Below are 15606 nucleotides of genomic sequence, written 5' to 3'. Positions count from 1 at the left end.
GGTCAGCCGCCGATCAGCCGATAGCCGACTCCGCGGACGGTCTCGATGAGCGGCACTGCGACCTTGCGCCTGACCGCGCCCACGTGCACCTCGAGCGAGTGGCTGAAGCCGTGCCAGTCGGTGTTCCAGACCTCTCTGATCAGCCGGTCCCGCGGCACCGCGACACCGGGGTATCTCGCCAGCACGGCGATGATGTCGAACTCCTTCTTGGTGAGATCGACCGGATCGGCGCGCACCCGCAGCTGGCGCTTGACGAAGTCGACCTCGACGGCGCCCCCGTGCAGGCGCACGATCTCCTCCGACTCGACTCTCGCGGGCCGGGTCCTGCGGGTGACCGCCTCGATCCTGGCCAGCAGCTCCTGGATGTCGTAGGGCTTCACGACGAAGTCGTCTGCTCCCGCCCTGAGGCCCCTGATGCGCTCGTCGACCTGACTGCGCGCCGTCACGACGATGATCGGCACGTCCGTGCGCGCTCGGATCCGGCGGCAGAGGTCGATGCCGTCGACATCGGGGAGGCCGAGATCGAGCAGCACGACCTCGGTGTCGGCTCCGAGGGCGTCCAACGCCTCCTGACCGGTCGCCGCACGGACCGTGGCGTATCCGGAGCGGCTCAGGAATGCATCGAGAGCCTTCGCGACGCCGGCGTCGTCCTCGACGATCAGAACTCGCATCGGCCCCCTGTCCCCACGTCAGGCGGGAACGGCGCCCTGCCGCTCCATCCGGATCAGTCTGCCACGGCTGCGCGCTGCGCGAAGGCGCTCTCGTACAGGCACACGCTCGCGGCGGTCGCGAGGTTCAGCGACTCGGCACGGCCGAAGATCGGGAGCTTGAGGACGCGGTCGGCGAGTTCCAGTGCGCTGTCCTCGAGACCGCGGGCCTCGTTGCCGAACAGCCAGGCCGTCGGCTCGGCGAGCACGCCCTCCGCGCGGGCGGCGAGGAGGTCGTCGCCCTTCACATCTGCGGCGAGGATGCGGAGACCGGCGTCGTGCGCCCGCTCCACGACCTCGGCTAGGTCCCCCGCGACCGACACGGGAAGGTGGAACAGCGACCCCGTCGTGGCGCGGACGACCTTGGGGTTGTACGGGTCGACGGTGCGGCCGGTGAGCACGACGGCATCGGCTCCGGCGGCATCCGCTGCCCTGATGATCGTGCCGAGATTGCCGGGGTCGCGCACCTCCTCGCAGATCGCGACGAGACGAGGCGACGACGCGAAGACGTCGCGCACCGACGTCGGCGTCTGCTGGACGACCGCGACGAGCCCCTGAGGGGTCACGGTGTCGGCCATGGCGTTGAGGACGTACTCGGTGACGTACTCGACGTCTACGTCGGCATCCACCGCCTTCGCCCTGATGTCCGGATGCTTGTCCCACCCCGTCGGGGTCGCGAAGAGCTCGACGATCGTCTCGGGTCGGTAGGTCAGCGCCTCGCGCACGGCCTGCGGGCCCTCGAGGAGGTACAGCCCTGTCTCTGTTCGCGCGCTGCGCTTGGTCAGCTTCGCGACGGCACGGACTCGGGGGGACCGGGGGTTTTCCAGCACGATCACAGTCTAGGGAACGTGGAGGTCCTTCTCGCGCCATCCGGATAAGGTGCGTGCATGATGACGGATGCCGCCCCGACGCCGATCCGCCGAAGGCTCGTGCTCGCGGTGCTCGCCGCCGCGACCGTGGGGCTGGGGCTGCTCGTGCACCGGTCGGTCTCGGGCCCCGTCGGAGATGTCGTCGGCGATGGGCTCTACGCCGTGCTCATCTATCTGCTCGCGGCCTTCGTCGTCCCACGTGCGCGGCCGTTGCGGCCGGCCCTCATCGCCTTCACGATCTGCGCGGGGATCGAGCTGCTCCAGCTCACCGGGCTCCCCCGTCTCTGGACGGCGGAGTTCCCCCCGATCGGCCTGGTGCTGGGGGCCGGGTTCGACCCGCGCGACCTCGTCGTCTACGCCGTCGCCGTCATCGCGGCCGCCGTCGTCGACGAGACCATCGCGCGTCGTCGGGGCTCACGCGCTCCCGGGAACGCCACAGGGCGCCCTCCCGAAGGAGAGCGCCCTGTGTGAAGAGGTGCTTACGCAGCCGACTTCGGAGCGTTGACGTCGGAGGGCAGAGCCTTCTTCGCCGTCTCCACCAGCGTGGTGAAGGTCGCAGCGTCGTTGACCGCGAGGTCGGCGAGCATGCGACGGTCGACCGTGACACCCGCGAGGCCGAGGCCCTGGATGAAGCGGTTGTAGGTCATGCCGTTCTGGCGGGCAGCGGCGTTGATGCGCTGGATCCACAGACGACGGAAGTCGCCCTTGCGCTTGCGACGGTCCCGGTACGAGTAGACCAGGGAGTGGATGACCTGCTCCTTGGCCTTACGGTAGAGGCGCGAACGCTGACCGCGGTAGCCGGAGGCGCGCTCGAGGATGACGCGACGCTTCTTGTGGGCGTTTACCGCCCGCTTGACTCTTGCCATTTTCCTGTGTTCCTATTCGTGCGTTCGATCGCGTCAGCGACCGAGAAGCTTCTTCGCGACCTTGAAGTCTGCCTTCGACAGAACCTGGTCCTGGTTGAGGCGACGGGTGCGACGGCTCGACTTGTGCTCGAGGTTGTGGCGCATCCCGGCCTGCTGCTTCTTCAGCTTGCCGCTGCCGGTGATCTTGAAGCGCTTCTTAGCACCCGAGTGGGTCTTCTGCTTCGGCATCTTCTCTTCCTTCGTATGGCGCCTTCTCAGGCGACGGTGTCAACCCGCGGTGCGGGAGTAGGTGGGGCGGGAGTTACTCCGCTGCGGCGCCTTCGGCGGGAGCATCGGTCTTGGCCTCGCGAGCCGCCTGCTTGTTCGCTGCGCGCTGCGCGTCGCGAACGGCGTTCTGCTCCTGCTTCGCCTCGGACTTGCTCTTGAGCGGAGCCACGATCATGACCATGTTGCGTCCATCGATGGTCGGGTTGGACTCGACCGTTCCGAGCTCGGCGACGTCCTCGGCGAACTTGCGGAGAAGACGGACACCCTGCTCGGGACGCGACTGCTCGCGACCGCGGAACAGGATCATGGCCTTGACCTTGTCGCCCGCCTTGAGGAAGCCCTCGGCGCGCTTGAGCTTCGTCGTGTAGTCGTGCGCCTCGATCTTCAGGCGGAAGCGGACCTCCTTGAGAATGGTGTTCGCCTGGTTGCGGCGAGCTTCCTTCTCCTTCTGGGCGGCTTCGTACTTGAACTTGCCGTAGTCCATGATCTTGACCACGGGCGGCTTCGAGTTGGGTGCGACCTCGACGAGGTCGAGGTCGGCTTCCTGCGCAAGGCGCAGCGCCGCCTCGATGCGGACGACGCCGATCTGCTCACCCGCGGGGCCGACGAGGCGGACCTCGGGGACGCGGATGCGCTCATTGGTGCGGGGATCGCTGATGCGGAACTCCTTAGACGATGGTTTCGGCCACCGGATGCTGTTCGCGATCCGGGCGAAATCAGAATCGTCTCCCACCCACCGGCATCCAGACGCCGGCTTCGCACCCAGTCTGCCGGCGGCATCTGTCGATGCGATCCGGTGGAGTGCAAGACCCGGTAGCCTGGAACGGCAAGCGCGGGTGGGAAGTGAATCCTCTTTCGTACCGGAGCATGACGCTCCGGAGCCCGACAAAGTCTAACAGAAGGCAAGGCGAAGTGACGAACCAGGCATCGGACGAGGCTGCACGCGAGCGCGAAGAGCGCTGGGCCCGACAGGAGGAGGCCGCGTCATCCGCCACCCGGGACATCGCAGACGTCCCCGCCGTCGAGGTGATCACGACCGCGGCCGTGCACCTCATGAGCGCCGCGGCCGTCAAGCTCGGCCTCGCCGACGACCCGGATGCCGCAGCGCAGCTCGACCTCGACGAGGCGCGCAAGCTCATCAACGCGCTGGCCGGACTCATCACGGCCGGCGCCCCCGAGATCAGCGACATGCACGCGCGGTCGCTGCGCGACGGACTGCGGTCCCTGCAGCTCGCTTTCCGCGAGGCCTCCGTCATCCCCGACCCGATCGGCAAGGGGCCGGGCGAGAAGTGGACGGGGCCGGTCAACTAGGCCTCTTGGGGGCGGGCTCCGGGATGTCTTGGTCAGGCAAAGAACGGGAACCCTCCCGCTTCGCGGGCCCCTCCCGATTTGCCTGACCAAGACATCCCTCCGTCCTCACGTCCTGTTGACGAACGACTGGGGTAGAAGTCCGCAACCCGGGCGCTGAGCGAGCACAGCGAGACGAAGCTCAATCCCCGGACGCTGAGCGAGCGCACCAATCCCCGGACGTTGAGCGAGCGCGGCGAGACGAACGCGGCGAGGATCGCACGTCGTCGGGGCAGGGTCAGGCGGAGCGGCGGAGCTTGACGGTGAGCGAGTCGGCGAGCACGGCGATGCGATCGTCGGCGGACCAGCGCTGGGCGAGACGCGCGAGGACCGCGTCGAGCACCTCGCGCTCGAGTCCGTCGACGAGCTCGAGGATCACGACGAGCTCAGGGCCGCGGAGCCTCGCGTCCGGGTCGCCCGCGGCGACGGCGACGTCGATCACCGCGAGCTCGTGCGCGACGCTCTCCTGGAGCGCGCCGAACACCTCCGGCGAGAGGAAGCTCGGCTCCCAGGAATGCCCCTGAGCGATCGCCCACACGGCGGGACGGCGGATCACGAACTCCGTGTCGGACGTCGGGTCCAGCACGATCAGATCGGTGTCGTCGGCGGAGGCCGCCAGCGCGGCGCGCACGGCCTCGACCGGAATGGGCCGGGCTGTGGCATCCCACCGCTGCATCGCATCGACCGAGGAGAACACCGGCTGCACGCGGCGGCCGTCGGGGGCCGCGACCGTGACGATCGACAGCTCCTGCGTCTTGTCGACGACCAGGCCCGTGGGACCTACGCCCTCATCGCCCTTCTCGGCGACCAGAGGGATCAGCACGCGCGCGGAGCGGAAGGCGTCGATGACCTCGGTCTGAGCGCCCTCACCCGCACGGAACCTCTGCAGCGCCTCGAACAGCGCGGGGTCGGCGGAGCCGTCGTCCGCGGCGTGCGGATTCGGCTCGAAACTGCGCCCCTCCCACGGAACGCCCGCCGAGTCGCCGTGATTGTGCGACTCGGGCCCGCAGGAGTGCGCGTCAGTCTCCTGCGACATCCAGAGCCTCGGCCAGCGTGAACGCTCCGGCATACAGCGCCTTGCCGACGATGGCACCCTCGACGCCCAGCGGCACGAGCTCGCGGAGAGCGGCGATGTCGTCAAGGTTCGCGATGCCGCCGGAGGCGACGACGGGCTTCGGGGTGCGCGAGGTCATCTCGCGCAGGAGCTCGAGGTTCGGTCCGCGGAGCGTGCCGTCCTTGGTCACGTCGGTCACGACGTAGCGGCTGCAGCCGGCATCTTCGAGGCGATCCAGGACCTCCCAGAGATCGCCGCCGTCCTTCGTCCAGCCGCGGGCCGCGAGGGTCGTTCCACGCACGTCGAGGCCGACCGCGATCGCCTCGCCGAACCGGCCGATGACGTCTGCCGCCCACTCGGGGTTCTCCAGCGCCGCGGTCCCGAGGTTGATGCGCGTGGCGCCGCTCTCGAGCGCCGCCTCCAGCGTCGCGTCGTCGCGGATGCCGCCGGAGAGCTCGATGTTGACGTTCTTGAACTGCTTGATCACCTTGCGCAGGATGGGGGCGTTGCTCCCCCGTCCGAAAGCGGCGTCGAGGTCGACGAGGTGGATCCACTTCGCGCCCTGCGCCACCCACTCCCCCGCTGCGTCGAGAGGATCGCCGTAGCTGGTCTCGCTGCCGGCCTCGCCCTGCGTGAGGCGGACGGCCTTGCCGCCCGCGACATCGACGGCCGGGAGCAGAGTGAGGGAGGGAGACTGCGCGAAGTCGTTCATGACGTCCTTGAGTGGTGGGAGTGCGCCGATGAGAGGCACGAGAACCGAGGTTACCCTCGCAATCGGCGCTCGTTCAAATGCGTGACGCCGATCGAGGAGGTCAGAGGCTGCCGACCCAGTTGCGCAGCAGCTGGATGCCCGCGTCTCCGGACTTCTCCGGGTGGAACTGGGTGGCCGAGAGCGGGCCGTTCTCGACGGCTGCGAGGAAGGGATCTCCGTACGTCGTCCAGGTGAGCACGGGCTGCGGGAACGGAGGGATGACGTCGAGCTCCCAGGACTGCGCCGCGTACGAGTGCACGAAGTAGAACCGCTCCTGCTCGATGCCGCGGAACAGCACGCTGTCGGCGCCGGGCTCGACCGTGTTCCAGCCCATGTGCGGCAGGACCGGCGCGTTGAGCTCCGTCACCGCGCCCGGCCATTCGCCGAGGCCCTCGGTGTCGTGTCCGCGCTCGACGCCGTGGGAGAACAGCACCTGCATGCCGACGCAGATGCCCAGCACCGGGCGCCCGCCGGCGAGCCGACGATCGATGATCTCGTCACCGCCGTGGGCGAACAGCGCGTCGCGGACGGCCTGGAATGCGCCGACGCCAGGAACCACGAGGCCGTCGGCCTCCAGCGCCTGCGTCTTGTCGCGGGTGAGCACAGCATCCGCTCCCGCGGCGACGAGCGCCTTGACGGCGGAATGGACGTTGCCGGACTCGTAGTCGAAGACCGCGACCGTGGGCGCGCTGCTCACAGCGCGCCCTTGGTGGACGGGACGCCGTCGACCAGCGGATCGAGGGCTTTCGCCTGGCGGAAGGCACGCGCGAAGGCCTTGTACTCCGCCTCGGCGATGTGGTGAGGATCGCGGCCGCCCAGCACGCGGACGTGCACGGTGAGTCCGGCGTTGAACGTGATCGCCTCGAACGAGTGCCGCACGAGGGCGCCCGTGAAGTGACCGCCGATGAGGTGGTACTCGAATCCTGTGGGCTCACCTTCGTGCACGAGGTACGGGCGACCGGAGATGTCCACGACCGCCTGCGCGACCGCCTCGTCGAGAGGGACCAGCGCGTCGCCGTAGCGGGAGATGCCGGACTTGTCGCCCAGCGCCTCGCGGATCGCCTGCCCGAGCACGATCGAGACGTCCTCGACGGTGTGGTGCGCATCGATGTTCGTGTCGCCGGACGCCCGCACCGTGAGGTCGGTGAGGGAGTGCTTCGCGAACGCTGTCAGCATGTGGTCGAAGAACGGCACCGAGGTGTCGATGCGGCTCACACCCGTCCCGTCGAGGTTGAGCTCGAGCTCGACCGTGGACTCCGACGTGCTGCGCACGCGGCGGGCTGTGCGCGGGGCGGGGGTGCTCATGATGCCGATCCTATCGAGGCGAGGGCGTCGAGGAACGCCGTGGTCTCGGCCTCCGTGCCCGCGGTGACGCGGAGGTGGCCGGGGATGCCGACGTCGCGGATCAGCACGCCCCTGTCGTACAGCTGCTGCCACGTGGCCTTCGGGTCGACCACGCCACCGAAGAGGACGAAGTTCGACCAGGACTCGTGCGGCGTGTACCCGAGCGCCTCCAGGGTCGCCGAGATGCGGTCGCGCTGCTCGACGATCTCGTCGACCATGCCGAGCATGACATCGGCGTTGCGCAGCGCGGCGATCGCCGCCGCCTGGGTGAGGGCGCTCAGGTGATAGGGCAGGCGCACGAGGCGCAGCGCGTCGATGAACGCGGGATCGGCGGCCAGGTAGCCCACCCGCGCTCCCGCGAAGGCGAACGCCTTGCTCATCGTGCGCGACACCGCCAGACGCGGACGCCCCTCGAGAAGGGAGAGGGCGGATGCCGCCTCCCTCGGTGCGAACTCCTGATACGCCTCGTCGACGATCACGATGCCTCTGGCCGCCTCGTAGACGGCCTCGACGACATCGAGCCCGAGGGGCGTGCCCGTCGGGTTGTTCGGGGAGCACAGCAGGATCACGTCGGGGTCGACAGCGCGCACCTGAGCAGCAGCATCTTCCGCGGTGATCGTGTAGTCGGGCTCGCGGACACCCGCCACCCAGCGTGCGCCGGTGCCCTGAGCGATCAGCGGGTACATGGAGTACGTGGGCGCGAAGCCGAACGCCGTGCGTCCAGGACCGCCGAAGGCCTGGAGGATGTGCTGCAGCACCTCGTTCGAGCCGTTGCCCGCCCAGATCTGGTCGGCAGTGAGGCCGTGCCCGAGATACTCGGCGAAGCCCTCGCGCAGGGTCGTGAACTCTCGATCCGGGTAGCGGTTCATGTCGCGCAGCGCCACGGCGATGTCGTCGAGGATGTCGCTGGCGACGGCATCCGGAATGGGATGCGTGTTCTCGTTGACGTTGAGCGCGATGGGAAGCGGGGCCTGCGGAGCTCCGTAGGGAGTCAATCCGCGGAGGTCGTCGCGAAGCGGGAGGTCATCGAGTGATGCGGTCACCCTTCCCATGCTAGGACGCGCGAAGGCCGATGATGCACCGGGTGACGCCGCATTGCGCATGCGCCGCTCCCAAGACGGGCTCGCAGGACGCGCGCTCCGAGATCACTCGGAGTACTGCGCGGGGATGGCGAGCTCGTCGCCGATCTGCAGTGCGCCGCCCGTGAGCATGTTGAGCCGACTGATCTCGCCGATCACCTCGCGAGGGTCGGCGTCGGGAGCGACCGTGGTGGCGATCGACCAGAGGGTGTCCCCCGGCATCACCGTGACGGTCTCGAAGGACGCCGTCGCGACGTGAGCGCCGGACGCCGCAGCGCTTCCGCCGCTGAGCGCGGCGAAGGCGATGCCCGCCGCGAGAGGGATCGAGGCGAGCCCGAGGAGCACGCGGCGACCGCGGACCGTCAGACGCAGGCGTGCGGCCGGACGTGCCGGAAGAACTGCTGCGGTTCCGAAGGTGATGGTGCTCATGTCGTGCTCCCTTTCTGCCCTCCGACGGATCATCCCCGCCGGAGAAAGTTGGCGTAGCGTTCGCATCCAGGACTCGGCCGGGAGCCAGGAATGCGAAGCTACGTACCGAAGATATCTTCGAGTTCGAACATCTGTCAAGCGTTCTTCGAAACCTGATTCGAGAATCTGCCGACACGCTCGAACAGATCTTCCAGATCGGGCCGTTTCTCGGATACGGTTTCGATACGGATACCCCACCACGGACCTCCGACATTCGAACTGCGACGCCGGAATCGCGTACAAAGGAGCACGATGAGCGAGAACTCCGCCCCCGACACCGAGGCGCCGCGCACCCGTCGACGCAAGAGCCTCAGCCCCAAGCAGATGGCGATCCTGGAGGTCATCCAGAACTCGATCAGCCGGCACGGCTATCCGCCGAGCATGCGCGAGATCGGCGACGCCGTCGGCCTCAAGTCGCTGTCCAGCGTCACGCATCAGCTCGGACAGCTGGAGCTCAGCGGCTATCTGCGCCGCGACCCCGGCAAGACCAGGGCCATGGAGGTGCTCATCGACCTCCCCGGCGCGAGCGGCGAGAATCCCGCCGATGTCGCCACCCCGGTCGGAGACGCCGCTCTCGTGCCGCTGGTGGGCCGCATCGCCGCCGGAGTGCCGATCACCGCGGATCAGCAGGTCGAGGAGATCTTCCCGCTCCCCCGGCAGCTCGTCGGCAAGGGCGACCTGTTCATGCTCAAGGTGTCGGGCGAGTCGATGATCGACGCCGCGATCTGCGACGGGGACTGGGTCGTCGTGCGTTCGCAGCACAGCGCGGAGAACGGCGAGATCGTCGCGGCCATGCTCGACGGCGAGGCCACGGTCAAGGTGCTCCGCCGCCGCGACGGACACACCTGGCTCCTCCCCCGCAACTCCGCCTTCGAGCCGATCCTGGGCGACGAGGCCGTGATCCTCGGCAAGATCGTCGCGGTGCTGCGCGCGGTCTGACGTCGGCTGACGACAGCGAACCGCCCTTCCCGAGCTCCGGGAAGGGCGGTTCGCTTCTCTCTTCTGACGGGCGTCAGACCGCGACGACCACGTCCTCGCGCACCCGACGCGTGGCCTCGACGATGTTGCGCAGCGACGCCACGGTCTCGTCATATCCGCGCGTCTTCAGACCGCAGTCGGGGTTGACCCACAGCTGTCGCGTCGGGATCTCGTCCACCGCGCGGCGCAGCAGCGACTCGACCTCCTCCGCCGAGGGGACGCGCGGCGAGTGGATGTCGTAGACACCGGGGCCGATGCCGTGATCGAAGCCGACCTCGGCGATGTCCGCCACGACCTCCATGCGGCTGCGGGCCGCCTCGATCGATGTCACGTCGGCGTCGAGGGCGCGGATCGCGTCGATCACGACGCCGAACTCCGAGTAGCAGAGGTGGGTGTGCACCTGGGTGCCCGCCGCCGCGCCACCCGTCGCGAGGCGGAACGAGTCCACCGACCACTGCAGGTACGCGGGCTGATCCGCCTTCTTCAGAGGCAGCAGCTCGCGCAGCGCCGGCTCGTCGACCTGGATGATCGCGATACCAGCGGCCTCGAGGTCGGCGATCTCGTCGCGCAGGGCGAGCGCCACCTGGTTCGCGGTCTCGCCGAGCGGCTGGTCGTCTCGGACGAAGGACCAGGCGAGGATCGTGACGGGGCCCGTCAGCATCCCCTTCATGTGCTTGGTCGTGAGCGACTGGGCGTACGTCGACCAGTCCACCGTGATCGGAGCGGGACGGGAGACGTCGCCCCACAGGAGGGACGGGCGGGTCGCGCGGGAGCCGTACGACTGCACCCAGCCGTTCTCGGTGACGTCGAAGCCATCGAGGTTCTCGGCGAAGTACTGCACCATGTCATTGCGCTCCGGCTCACCGTGCACGAGCACGTCGAGGCCCAGGTCCTCCTGCAGCGAGACGACGCTGGCGACCTCGCGACGCAGGAACTCCTCGTAGTCCTCGGCGGGGATCTCGCCCCTGGTGAACCGCGCCCGGGCGCGACGGATGTCGCCGGTCTGCGGGAAGGATCCGATCGTCGTGAGCGGCAGCGCCGGAAGGCCGAGGGCCTCCTGCGCGGACTCGCGCTCCTCGTAGGACACGCGCGAGAAGTCCGCCTCGGTGAGTGCACGGGCACGAACGGCACCGTCGCGGACTCCCGGAGCCGAGAGACGGTCCTGCAGGGCAGCGGATGCCGCGTCGAGATCGGCGGCGACGGCCGCACGCCCCTCGGCGAGGCCCCGGGCCAGGGCCACGACCTGCTCGACCTTCTGGTCGGCGAAGGCGAGCCACGAGACCAGACGCGCATCGAGCTTCGTCTCGTCGGACACATCGTGCGGCACGTGCAGCAGAGAGGTCGACGTGGAGGCAGAGACGCCGGCGGCGCCGAGCGCGCGCAGCGCCTCGAGCGTGTCGAAGGCCGAGGCGAGGTCGCCGCGCCAGATGTTGTGACCGTCGACGACGCCGCCCACGAGGATCTTCCCCTCCAGGCCGGCTGCGCCGGCGGGGACGCCTCCGCGCACGAGGTCGACGGCGATCGCCTCGATCGGGGCGGCGGCCAGCACGGGGAACACCTCACCGAGGTCGGCGTACGGCGCGGCGACCAGGATCGACGGTCGCGCCGCCGCTCCGCCCAGCACCCCGAGGGCGCGGCCGGCGGCATCCGACAGCGCAGCGATCGACGCAGGGAGCGACTCGCTGACCAGGGCGGGCTCGTCGAGCTGCACCCACTCCGCACCGGCGTCCTTCAGCCGCGCGAGCAGCTCGACGTAGACGGGGAGCAGGTCGTCGAGACGCGACAGCGGATCGAACCCCTCGGGGGCGTCGTCCGAGGCCTTCGCCAGAGCGAGGAGGGTCACCGGGCCGACGATGACCGGGCGGGTCGTGAATCCGGCCGCCGCGCCCTCTGCGAACTCGCGGACGACGCGGTCACTGGACAGTGAGAACACCGTCTCGGGGCCGATCTCCGGCACCAGGTAGTGGTAGTTCGAGTCGAACCACTTGGTCATCTCGAGCGGGGCGCGCTCCCCCTCGCCGCGGGCGACCGTGAAGTACGCCGGAAGGCCGATGGTGCCGTCCTCCGACCGGAGGTCCTCGAACCGCGCGGGGATCGCGCCGACGGTCACCGCGGCGTCGAGCACCTGGTCGTAGTACGAGAACGACTCGGGGATGGCGGAGTCGGTACGGCCGAGGCCGAGCGCGGCGAGACGCTCGCGCGTGGCTGCGCGCAGCTCGGCGGAGGTGGCCTCCAGCTCGGCGAGGTCGGTGCGGCTGGCCCAGAACGCCTCGACGGCCTTCTTCAGCTCGCGACGGCGACCGATACGGGGGTAGCCGAGGATGGTGCCCTCGGGGAATGCGGACATGGGTGTTCCTTTCAGCGGGGGTTCTGGGGTCAGCGGAGTCGGGACACCGGCAGGACGCCGGCCTCCTCGAGGACGGTGAGCACGGTGTCGTGCTGGTTGAACGCGTAGAGGTGCACGCCGGGTGCGCCGCCGGCGACGACCTCCCTGGCGAGGCGCGCGGCCCACTCGACGCCGATCTCGTGCCGGCCCTCGGGGGTCGGCTCCACGTCGAGGGCGATGGCGAGCTCGCTGGGCAGCGTCTCGCCGGTGAGCTCGAGCACGCGAGCGAGCCGGACCGGCGAGACGATCGGCATGATGCCGGGGAGGATCGGGATCGTGACGCCGGCGGCGCGCGCCCTCTCGACGAACGTGAGGTAGTCGTCGGCGTGGAAGAACAGCTGCGTGATCGCGGAGGTCGCGCCGGCGGCCTGCTTCGCGAGCAGCGCGTCGACATCCTGCCAGCGGTGGACGGAGCGCGGGTGCCCGTTGGGGAAGGCGGCGACCGCGATGCTCGCCTTGCGGCGCGCGCTCACGCGTGCGGCGCCGGGGATGCCGGGCACCGGCGACTCCTCGTAGGGGGCGCGCTCCGCCTGCACGCGGTCGATGAGCTGCACGAGCTGCGCCGCGCTCTCCAGATCGCCGAGGAACGGCTCGTCCTGTCCGACGGGCGGATCCCCGCGGAGGGCGAGGAAGCTGAGGATGCCGGCATCCAGGAACTCCCTGATGAGAGTCGCGGCGCCCGCGTAGGTGTTGCCCACGCAGGTGAGGTGCGCGAGGGGCTCGACGGCGGTGTGCTCGCGGATGAAGCGGAGCACCTCCAGGGAGCGTCCCCCGGTCGAGCCGCCGGCGCCGTAGGTCACCGAGATGAAGTCGGGCCCTGCGGCCGCCAGCCGACGGACAGTCTCGTGCAGCGCCTCGTGGCTGGACGCCGAGCGCGGCGGATAGAGCTCGAAGGAGAACGGCACTCGAGGGTTCGGCGTCTCGGAAGACATCTTCTTCTCCTGGGGACAGGGCGGGCACGGGGCCGCGAGCGGCGCAGGACTGCGTCGATCTCGCGGGCGGGTGCCGGGCTCGGCTGTCGCTCCACGCACCGGGGCGAACCGGGCGTTTCCAGAAACCTATGGCACGCCGACGCCCGCCCGCATCCTGTGTGACGTCGTGTGTCGCACGCCAATAGGCTCGAGGCATGTCAATGCCGTTCGGGTCCTGGCCGTCTCCCTTCTCCGCCGCCTCGGTCGCGGCGTCCTCGCCCCGCATCGACGGCGCCCGCTTCGTCGGCCACGAGATCTGGTGGGGCGAGTCGGTGCCCTCCGAGGGCGGGCGCGTGACCGTGCGCAGCTCAGAAGGGCGTGAGGTGCTTCCGGCGCCGTGGAGCGCGCGCTCCCGCGTGCACGAGTACGGCGGAGGCGCCTGGACGGCGAGCCCCGCCGGTTCGCTCTTCTTCGTGAACGCCTCCGATCAGCGCGTGTATCGGCGCGACGACGGCGCAGAGCCGCGCCCGCTCACCCCCGCCGGTCCTGCCCACGGAGGGCTGCGGCTGCAGGGCGGGCGGCTGTTCGCCGTACGAGAGGACCTCACCGCCGACCCCCATCTGCGCGCGATCGTGGAGATCCCGATCGACGGCTCGGCCGCAGACGACGTCGAACGGGTTCGCACGGTCGTCGAGGGCACCGGCTTCTACGCCCATCCCGCGCTCTCCCCCGCCGGCGACCGGATCGCCTGGGTGCAGTGGAGCGGCGATCGGATGCCGTGGGACAGCGCCCGGCTGCACGTCCGCGGTGCGGACGGCGCCGAGCTGGTCCTGCCCACGCGCGCCGCCCTCCAACCGGAGTGGGCCGGTGAGGACGAGCTCGTGTTCGCCGACGATCCCTCCGGCCGCTGGAACCTGCACAGGGTCGCGCTCGACGGCTCGACCCCCGAGCCGATCGCGCCGGCCGATGCCGACACGGGGTACGGACTGTGGGTGCTGGGCAACCGCTGGTACGGGCTCCTCGACGACGGCCGGATCGTCGCCGTGCGGACGAACGGACGCGACGAGGTGGTGCTGATCGACCGTGACGGGTCGACCCGCGCTCTCGCCGTGCCCTGCGACGGTCACGTGAGCGTCGACGACGTGTCGAGGTCCAGGGTGCTGCTGAGCGGCAACGGATCGACCGTCGCTCCGGGAGTCTGGTGCGTCGACCTCGACACGGGCGCCGTGTCGACCGTCGCCGGAGGCGCTCCTGCGGACGCCGCGTGGATGCCGCCGGCGCGTGCGCTGGTCGTCGAAGGGATGCACGGACCGGTGCACGCCTTCGCCTACGCTCCCGCCAACCCCGACGTCTCGACGCCGGAGAGCGGGCGTCCGCCCTATCTCGTGCTCGTGCACGGCGGACCGACCGCCCACGTCACCGGCGCGGCGGCCGCGGCCATCGCCTTCTACACGAGTCGCGGCATCGGGGTGCTCGACGTGAACTACGGCGGGTCGACCGGATACGGCCGCGCCTATCGGGAGAGACTGCTCGGCCAGTGGGGCGTCGTCGACGTCGACGACGTGATCGCCGCCGCACGCGGTCTCGCCGACGCCGGGCTCGCCGACCCCGCGCGCATCGCGATCCGCGGCGGGTCCGCCGGAGGCTGGACCGTGCTCTCCGCCCTCGTGCGCGGAGGAGCGTTCGCCGCGGGGATCAGCCGCTACGGCGTGACCGACCTGCGCGGGCTCGTCGAGCACTCCCACGACTTCGAGGCGTCGTACATCGAGGGCCTCGTGGGGCCCCTCCCGGCATCCGACGCCCTCTACATCGAGCGTTCGCCGCTCACCCATGCGGATCGGATCGACGTCCCCGTGCTGCTGCTGCAGGGCGAGGAGGACCGTGTCGTGCCGCCCGCGCAGTCCGAGGCCATCCGCGACGCCCTGGCCGCGCACGGCGTCGACCACGAGTACGTGCTGTATCCCGGTGAGGGGCACGGCTTCCGCAGTGCCGAGACGATCGTCGACGCTCTGGAGCGCGAGATCGCCTTCCTGCGGCGCGTGTTCGGCTGACTACTCCCCGACGCGGTTGCGCAGCCGCATGGCGCGCTCCGCCTCGCGGGTGTCCTGCCGCTCACGCAGCGTCTGCCGCTTGTCGAACTCGCGCTTGCCCTTCGCGAGCGCGATCTCGACCTTGGCGCGGCCGTCGGAGAAGTAGAGCTTCAGCGGGATGAGCGTGTACCCGCCCGCCGACACGGCGTGCTGGAGTTTGGCGATCTCCTCGCGGTGCAGCAGCAGCTTGCGGACCCGCTTGGCCGAGTGGTTCGTCCAGTGACCCTGGGAGTACTCCGGGATGTGCACGGAGTCGAGGAAGACCTCGTTGCCCTTGACGAACGCGTAGCCGTCGCTGAGGTTCGCGCGTCCCTGACGCAGTGACTTGACCTCGGTGCCGGTGAGCACCATCCCCGCCTCGTACGACTTCTCGATGTTGTAGTCGTGACGTGCGCGACGATTGGTCGCGATGACCTTCTCCCCGCGTTCCCTGGGCATGATGCTCTCCTGATTCCGTGCCGTGCGGGCGCACGACAGCCTGTCAGCTTA

General features: G+C 69.8%; 18 protein-coding genes. 4 read left to right on the top strand and 14 right to left on the bottom strand.

From position 1 onward, the window contains the following. Window positions 1–2: 2 nt before the first annotated feature. Together LC438_RS07065 and LC438_RS07060 are read right to left on the bottom strand one after the other, a co-directional pair. Window positions 3–671 carry a response regulator transcription factor gene (locus LC438_RS07065; protein WP_105672394.1) on the bottom strand — a complete coding sequence of 223 codons (669 nt, stop codon included), beginning with the start codon at window positions 669–671 and terminating at the stop codon, window positions 3–5. Window positions 672–724: 53 nt separating this feature from the next. After that, window positions 725–1537, bottom strand: a complete 813-nt coding sequence (locus LC438_RS07060; RefSeq protein WP_105672429.1) for an RNA methyltransferase — start codon at window positions 1535–1537, stop codon at window positions 725–727. 57 nt (window positions 1538–1594) lie between these two features. On the opposite strand from LC438_RS07060, the gene LC438_RS07055 reads away from it, so the two are divergent. Then, window positions 1595–2047 carry a DUF2809 domain-containing protein gene (locus LC438_RS07055; RefSeq protein WP_223586191.1) on the top strand — a complete coding sequence of 151 codons (453 nt, stop codon included), beginning with the start codon at window positions 1595–1597 and terminating at the stop codon, window positions 2045–2047. An 8-nt stretch (window positions 2048–2055) separates the two neighbouring features. Here LC438_RS07055 and rplT read toward each other — a convergent pair whose 3' ends face one another. The 3 genes from rplT to infC all read right to left on the bottom strand — a co-directional run bounded on the left by rplT (window position 2056) and on the right by infC (window position 3442). After that, a complete protein-coding gene (rplT, locus tag LC438_RS07050; protein ID WP_017202428.1) occupies window positions 2056–2442 on the bottom strand; it encodes a 50S ribosomal protein L20 in 387 nt (128 codons plus the stop codon). 33 nt (window positions 2443–2475) lie between these two features. Beyond that, window positions 2476–2670 carry a 50S ribosomal protein L35 gene (gene rpmI, locus LC438_RS07045; RefSeq protein ID WP_060927878.1) on the bottom strand — a complete coding sequence of 65 codons (195 nt, stop codon included), beginning with the start codon at window positions 2668–2670 and terminating at the stop codon, window positions 2476–2478. A gap of 73 nt (window positions 2671–2743) precedes the next feature. Further along, window positions 2744–3442, bottom strand: a complete 699-nt coding sequence (infC, locus tag LC438_RS07040; protein ID WP_374197869.1) for a translation initiation factor IF-3 — start codon at window positions 3440–3442, stop codon at window positions 2744–2746. 179 nt (window positions 3443–3621) lie between these two features. Between infC and LC438_RS07035 the strand changes: the two genes are divergently transcribed. Then, on the top strand, window positions 3622–4020 hold the full coding sequence (locus LC438_RS07035) for a DUF1844 domain-containing protein (RefSeq protein ID WP_223586190.1): 399 nt from the start codon (window positions 3622–3624) through the stop codon (window positions 4018–4020). Window positions 4021–4294: 274 nt separating this feature from the next. Here the strand turns inward: LC438_RS07035 and LC438_RS07030 are convergent, their stop codons facing one another. From LC438_RS07030 to LC438_RS07005, 6 genes are all read right to left on the bottom strand, one after another. Next, a complete protein-coding gene (locus tag LC438_RS07030; protein ID WP_223586189.1) occupies window positions 4295–5092 on the bottom strand; it encodes an SseB family protein in 798 nt (265 codons plus the stop codon). Next, window positions 5076–5822 (bottom strand): bifunctional 1-(5-phosphoribosyl)-5-((5-phosphoribosylamino)methylideneamino)imidazole-4-carboxamide isomerase/phosphoribosylanthranilate isomerase PriA, encoded by a 747-nt coding sequence (gene priA, locus LC438_RS07025; RefSeq protein ID WP_105672398.1) that lies wholly within the window; start codon window positions 5820–5822, stop codon window positions 5076–5078. Before priA ends, LC438_RS07030 begins: the two co-directional genes overlap by 17 nt. Window positions 5823–5922: 100 nt before the next feature. Next, on the bottom strand, window positions 5923–6558 hold the full coding sequence (gene hisH / locus LC438_RS07020; RefSeq protein ID WP_105672399.1) for an imidazole glycerol phosphate synthase subunit HisH: 636 nt from the start codon (window positions 6556–6558) through the stop codon (window positions 5923–5925). Continuing rightward, a complete protein-coding gene (gene hisB, locus LC438_RS07015; protein ID WP_223586188.1) occupies window positions 6555–7166 on the bottom strand; it encodes an imidazoleglycerol-phosphate dehydratase HisB in 612 nt (203 codons plus the stop codon). Before hisB ends, hisH begins: the two co-directional genes overlap by 4 nt. After that, window positions 7163–8257 carry a histidinol-phosphate transaminase gene (locus LC438_RS07010; protein ID WP_223586187.1) on the bottom strand — a complete coding sequence of 365 codons (1095 nt, stop codon included), beginning with the start codon at window positions 8255–8257 and terminating at the stop codon, window positions 7163–7165. The genes hisB and LC438_RS07010 overlap by 4 nt, the downstream gene beginning before the upstream one ends. Window positions 8258–8350: 93 nt before the next feature. Then, complete coding sequence (locus tag LC438_RS07005) at window positions 8351–8713, bottom strand: LysM peptidoglycan-binding domain-containing protein (protein ID WP_105672402.1); 363 nt, start codon at window positions 8711–8713, stop codon at window positions 8351–8353. 291 nt (window positions 8714–9004) lie between these two features. Here LC438_RS07005 and lexA point away from each other — a divergent pair, with 291 nt between their 5' ends. Further along, window positions 9005–9691, top strand: coding sequence for a transcriptional repressor LexA (lexA, locus tag LC438_RS07000; protein ID WP_105672403.1), 687 nt, complete (start codon window positions 9005–9007; stop codon window positions 9689–9691). Between the two features lie 73 nt (window positions 9692–9764). On the opposite strand, the gene metE is transcribed toward lexA, so the two are convergent. Then, a complete protein-coding gene (gene metE / locus LC438_RS06995; protein WP_223586186.1) occupies window positions 9765–12077 on the bottom strand; it encodes a 5-methyltetrahydropteroyltriglutamate--homocysteine S-methyltransferase in 2313 nt (770 codons plus the stop codon). A gap of 29 nt (window positions 12078–12106) precedes the next feature. Continuing rightward, window positions 12107–13048, bottom strand: a complete 942-nt coding sequence (locus LC438_RS06990; RefSeq protein ID WP_105672405.1) for a methylenetetrahydrofolate reductase — start codon at window positions 13046–13048, stop codon at window positions 12107–12109. A 194-nt stretch (window positions 13049–13242) separates the two neighbouring features. On the opposite strand from LC438_RS06990, the gene LC438_RS06985 reads away from it, so the two are divergent. Continuing rightward, window positions 13243–15078 carry a prolyl oligopeptidase family serine peptidase gene (locus tag LC438_RS06985; protein WP_223586185.1) on the top strand — a complete coding sequence of 612 codons (1836 nt, stop codon included), beginning with the start codon at window positions 13243–13245 and terminating at the stop codon, window positions 15076–15078. On the opposite strand, the gene smpB is transcribed toward LC438_RS06985, so the two are convergent. Then, a complete protein-coding gene (gene smpB / locus LC438_RS06980) occupies window positions 15079–15555 on the bottom strand; it encodes an SsrA-binding protein SmpB (protein ID WP_060927199.1) in 477 nt (158 codons plus the stop codon). Window positions 15556–15606 lie beyond the last annotated feature (51 nt).

The sequence above is a fragment of the Microbacterium sp. OVT16B genome (assembly GCF_019969705.1).
Lineage (GTDB): Bacteria > Actinomycetota > Actinomycetes > Actinomycetales > Microbacteriaceae > Microbacterium > Microbacterium natoriense.
The sequence above is the reverse complement of the archived record's forward strand: the minus strand, read 5'-3'. Positions and strand labels throughout refer to the sequence as shown.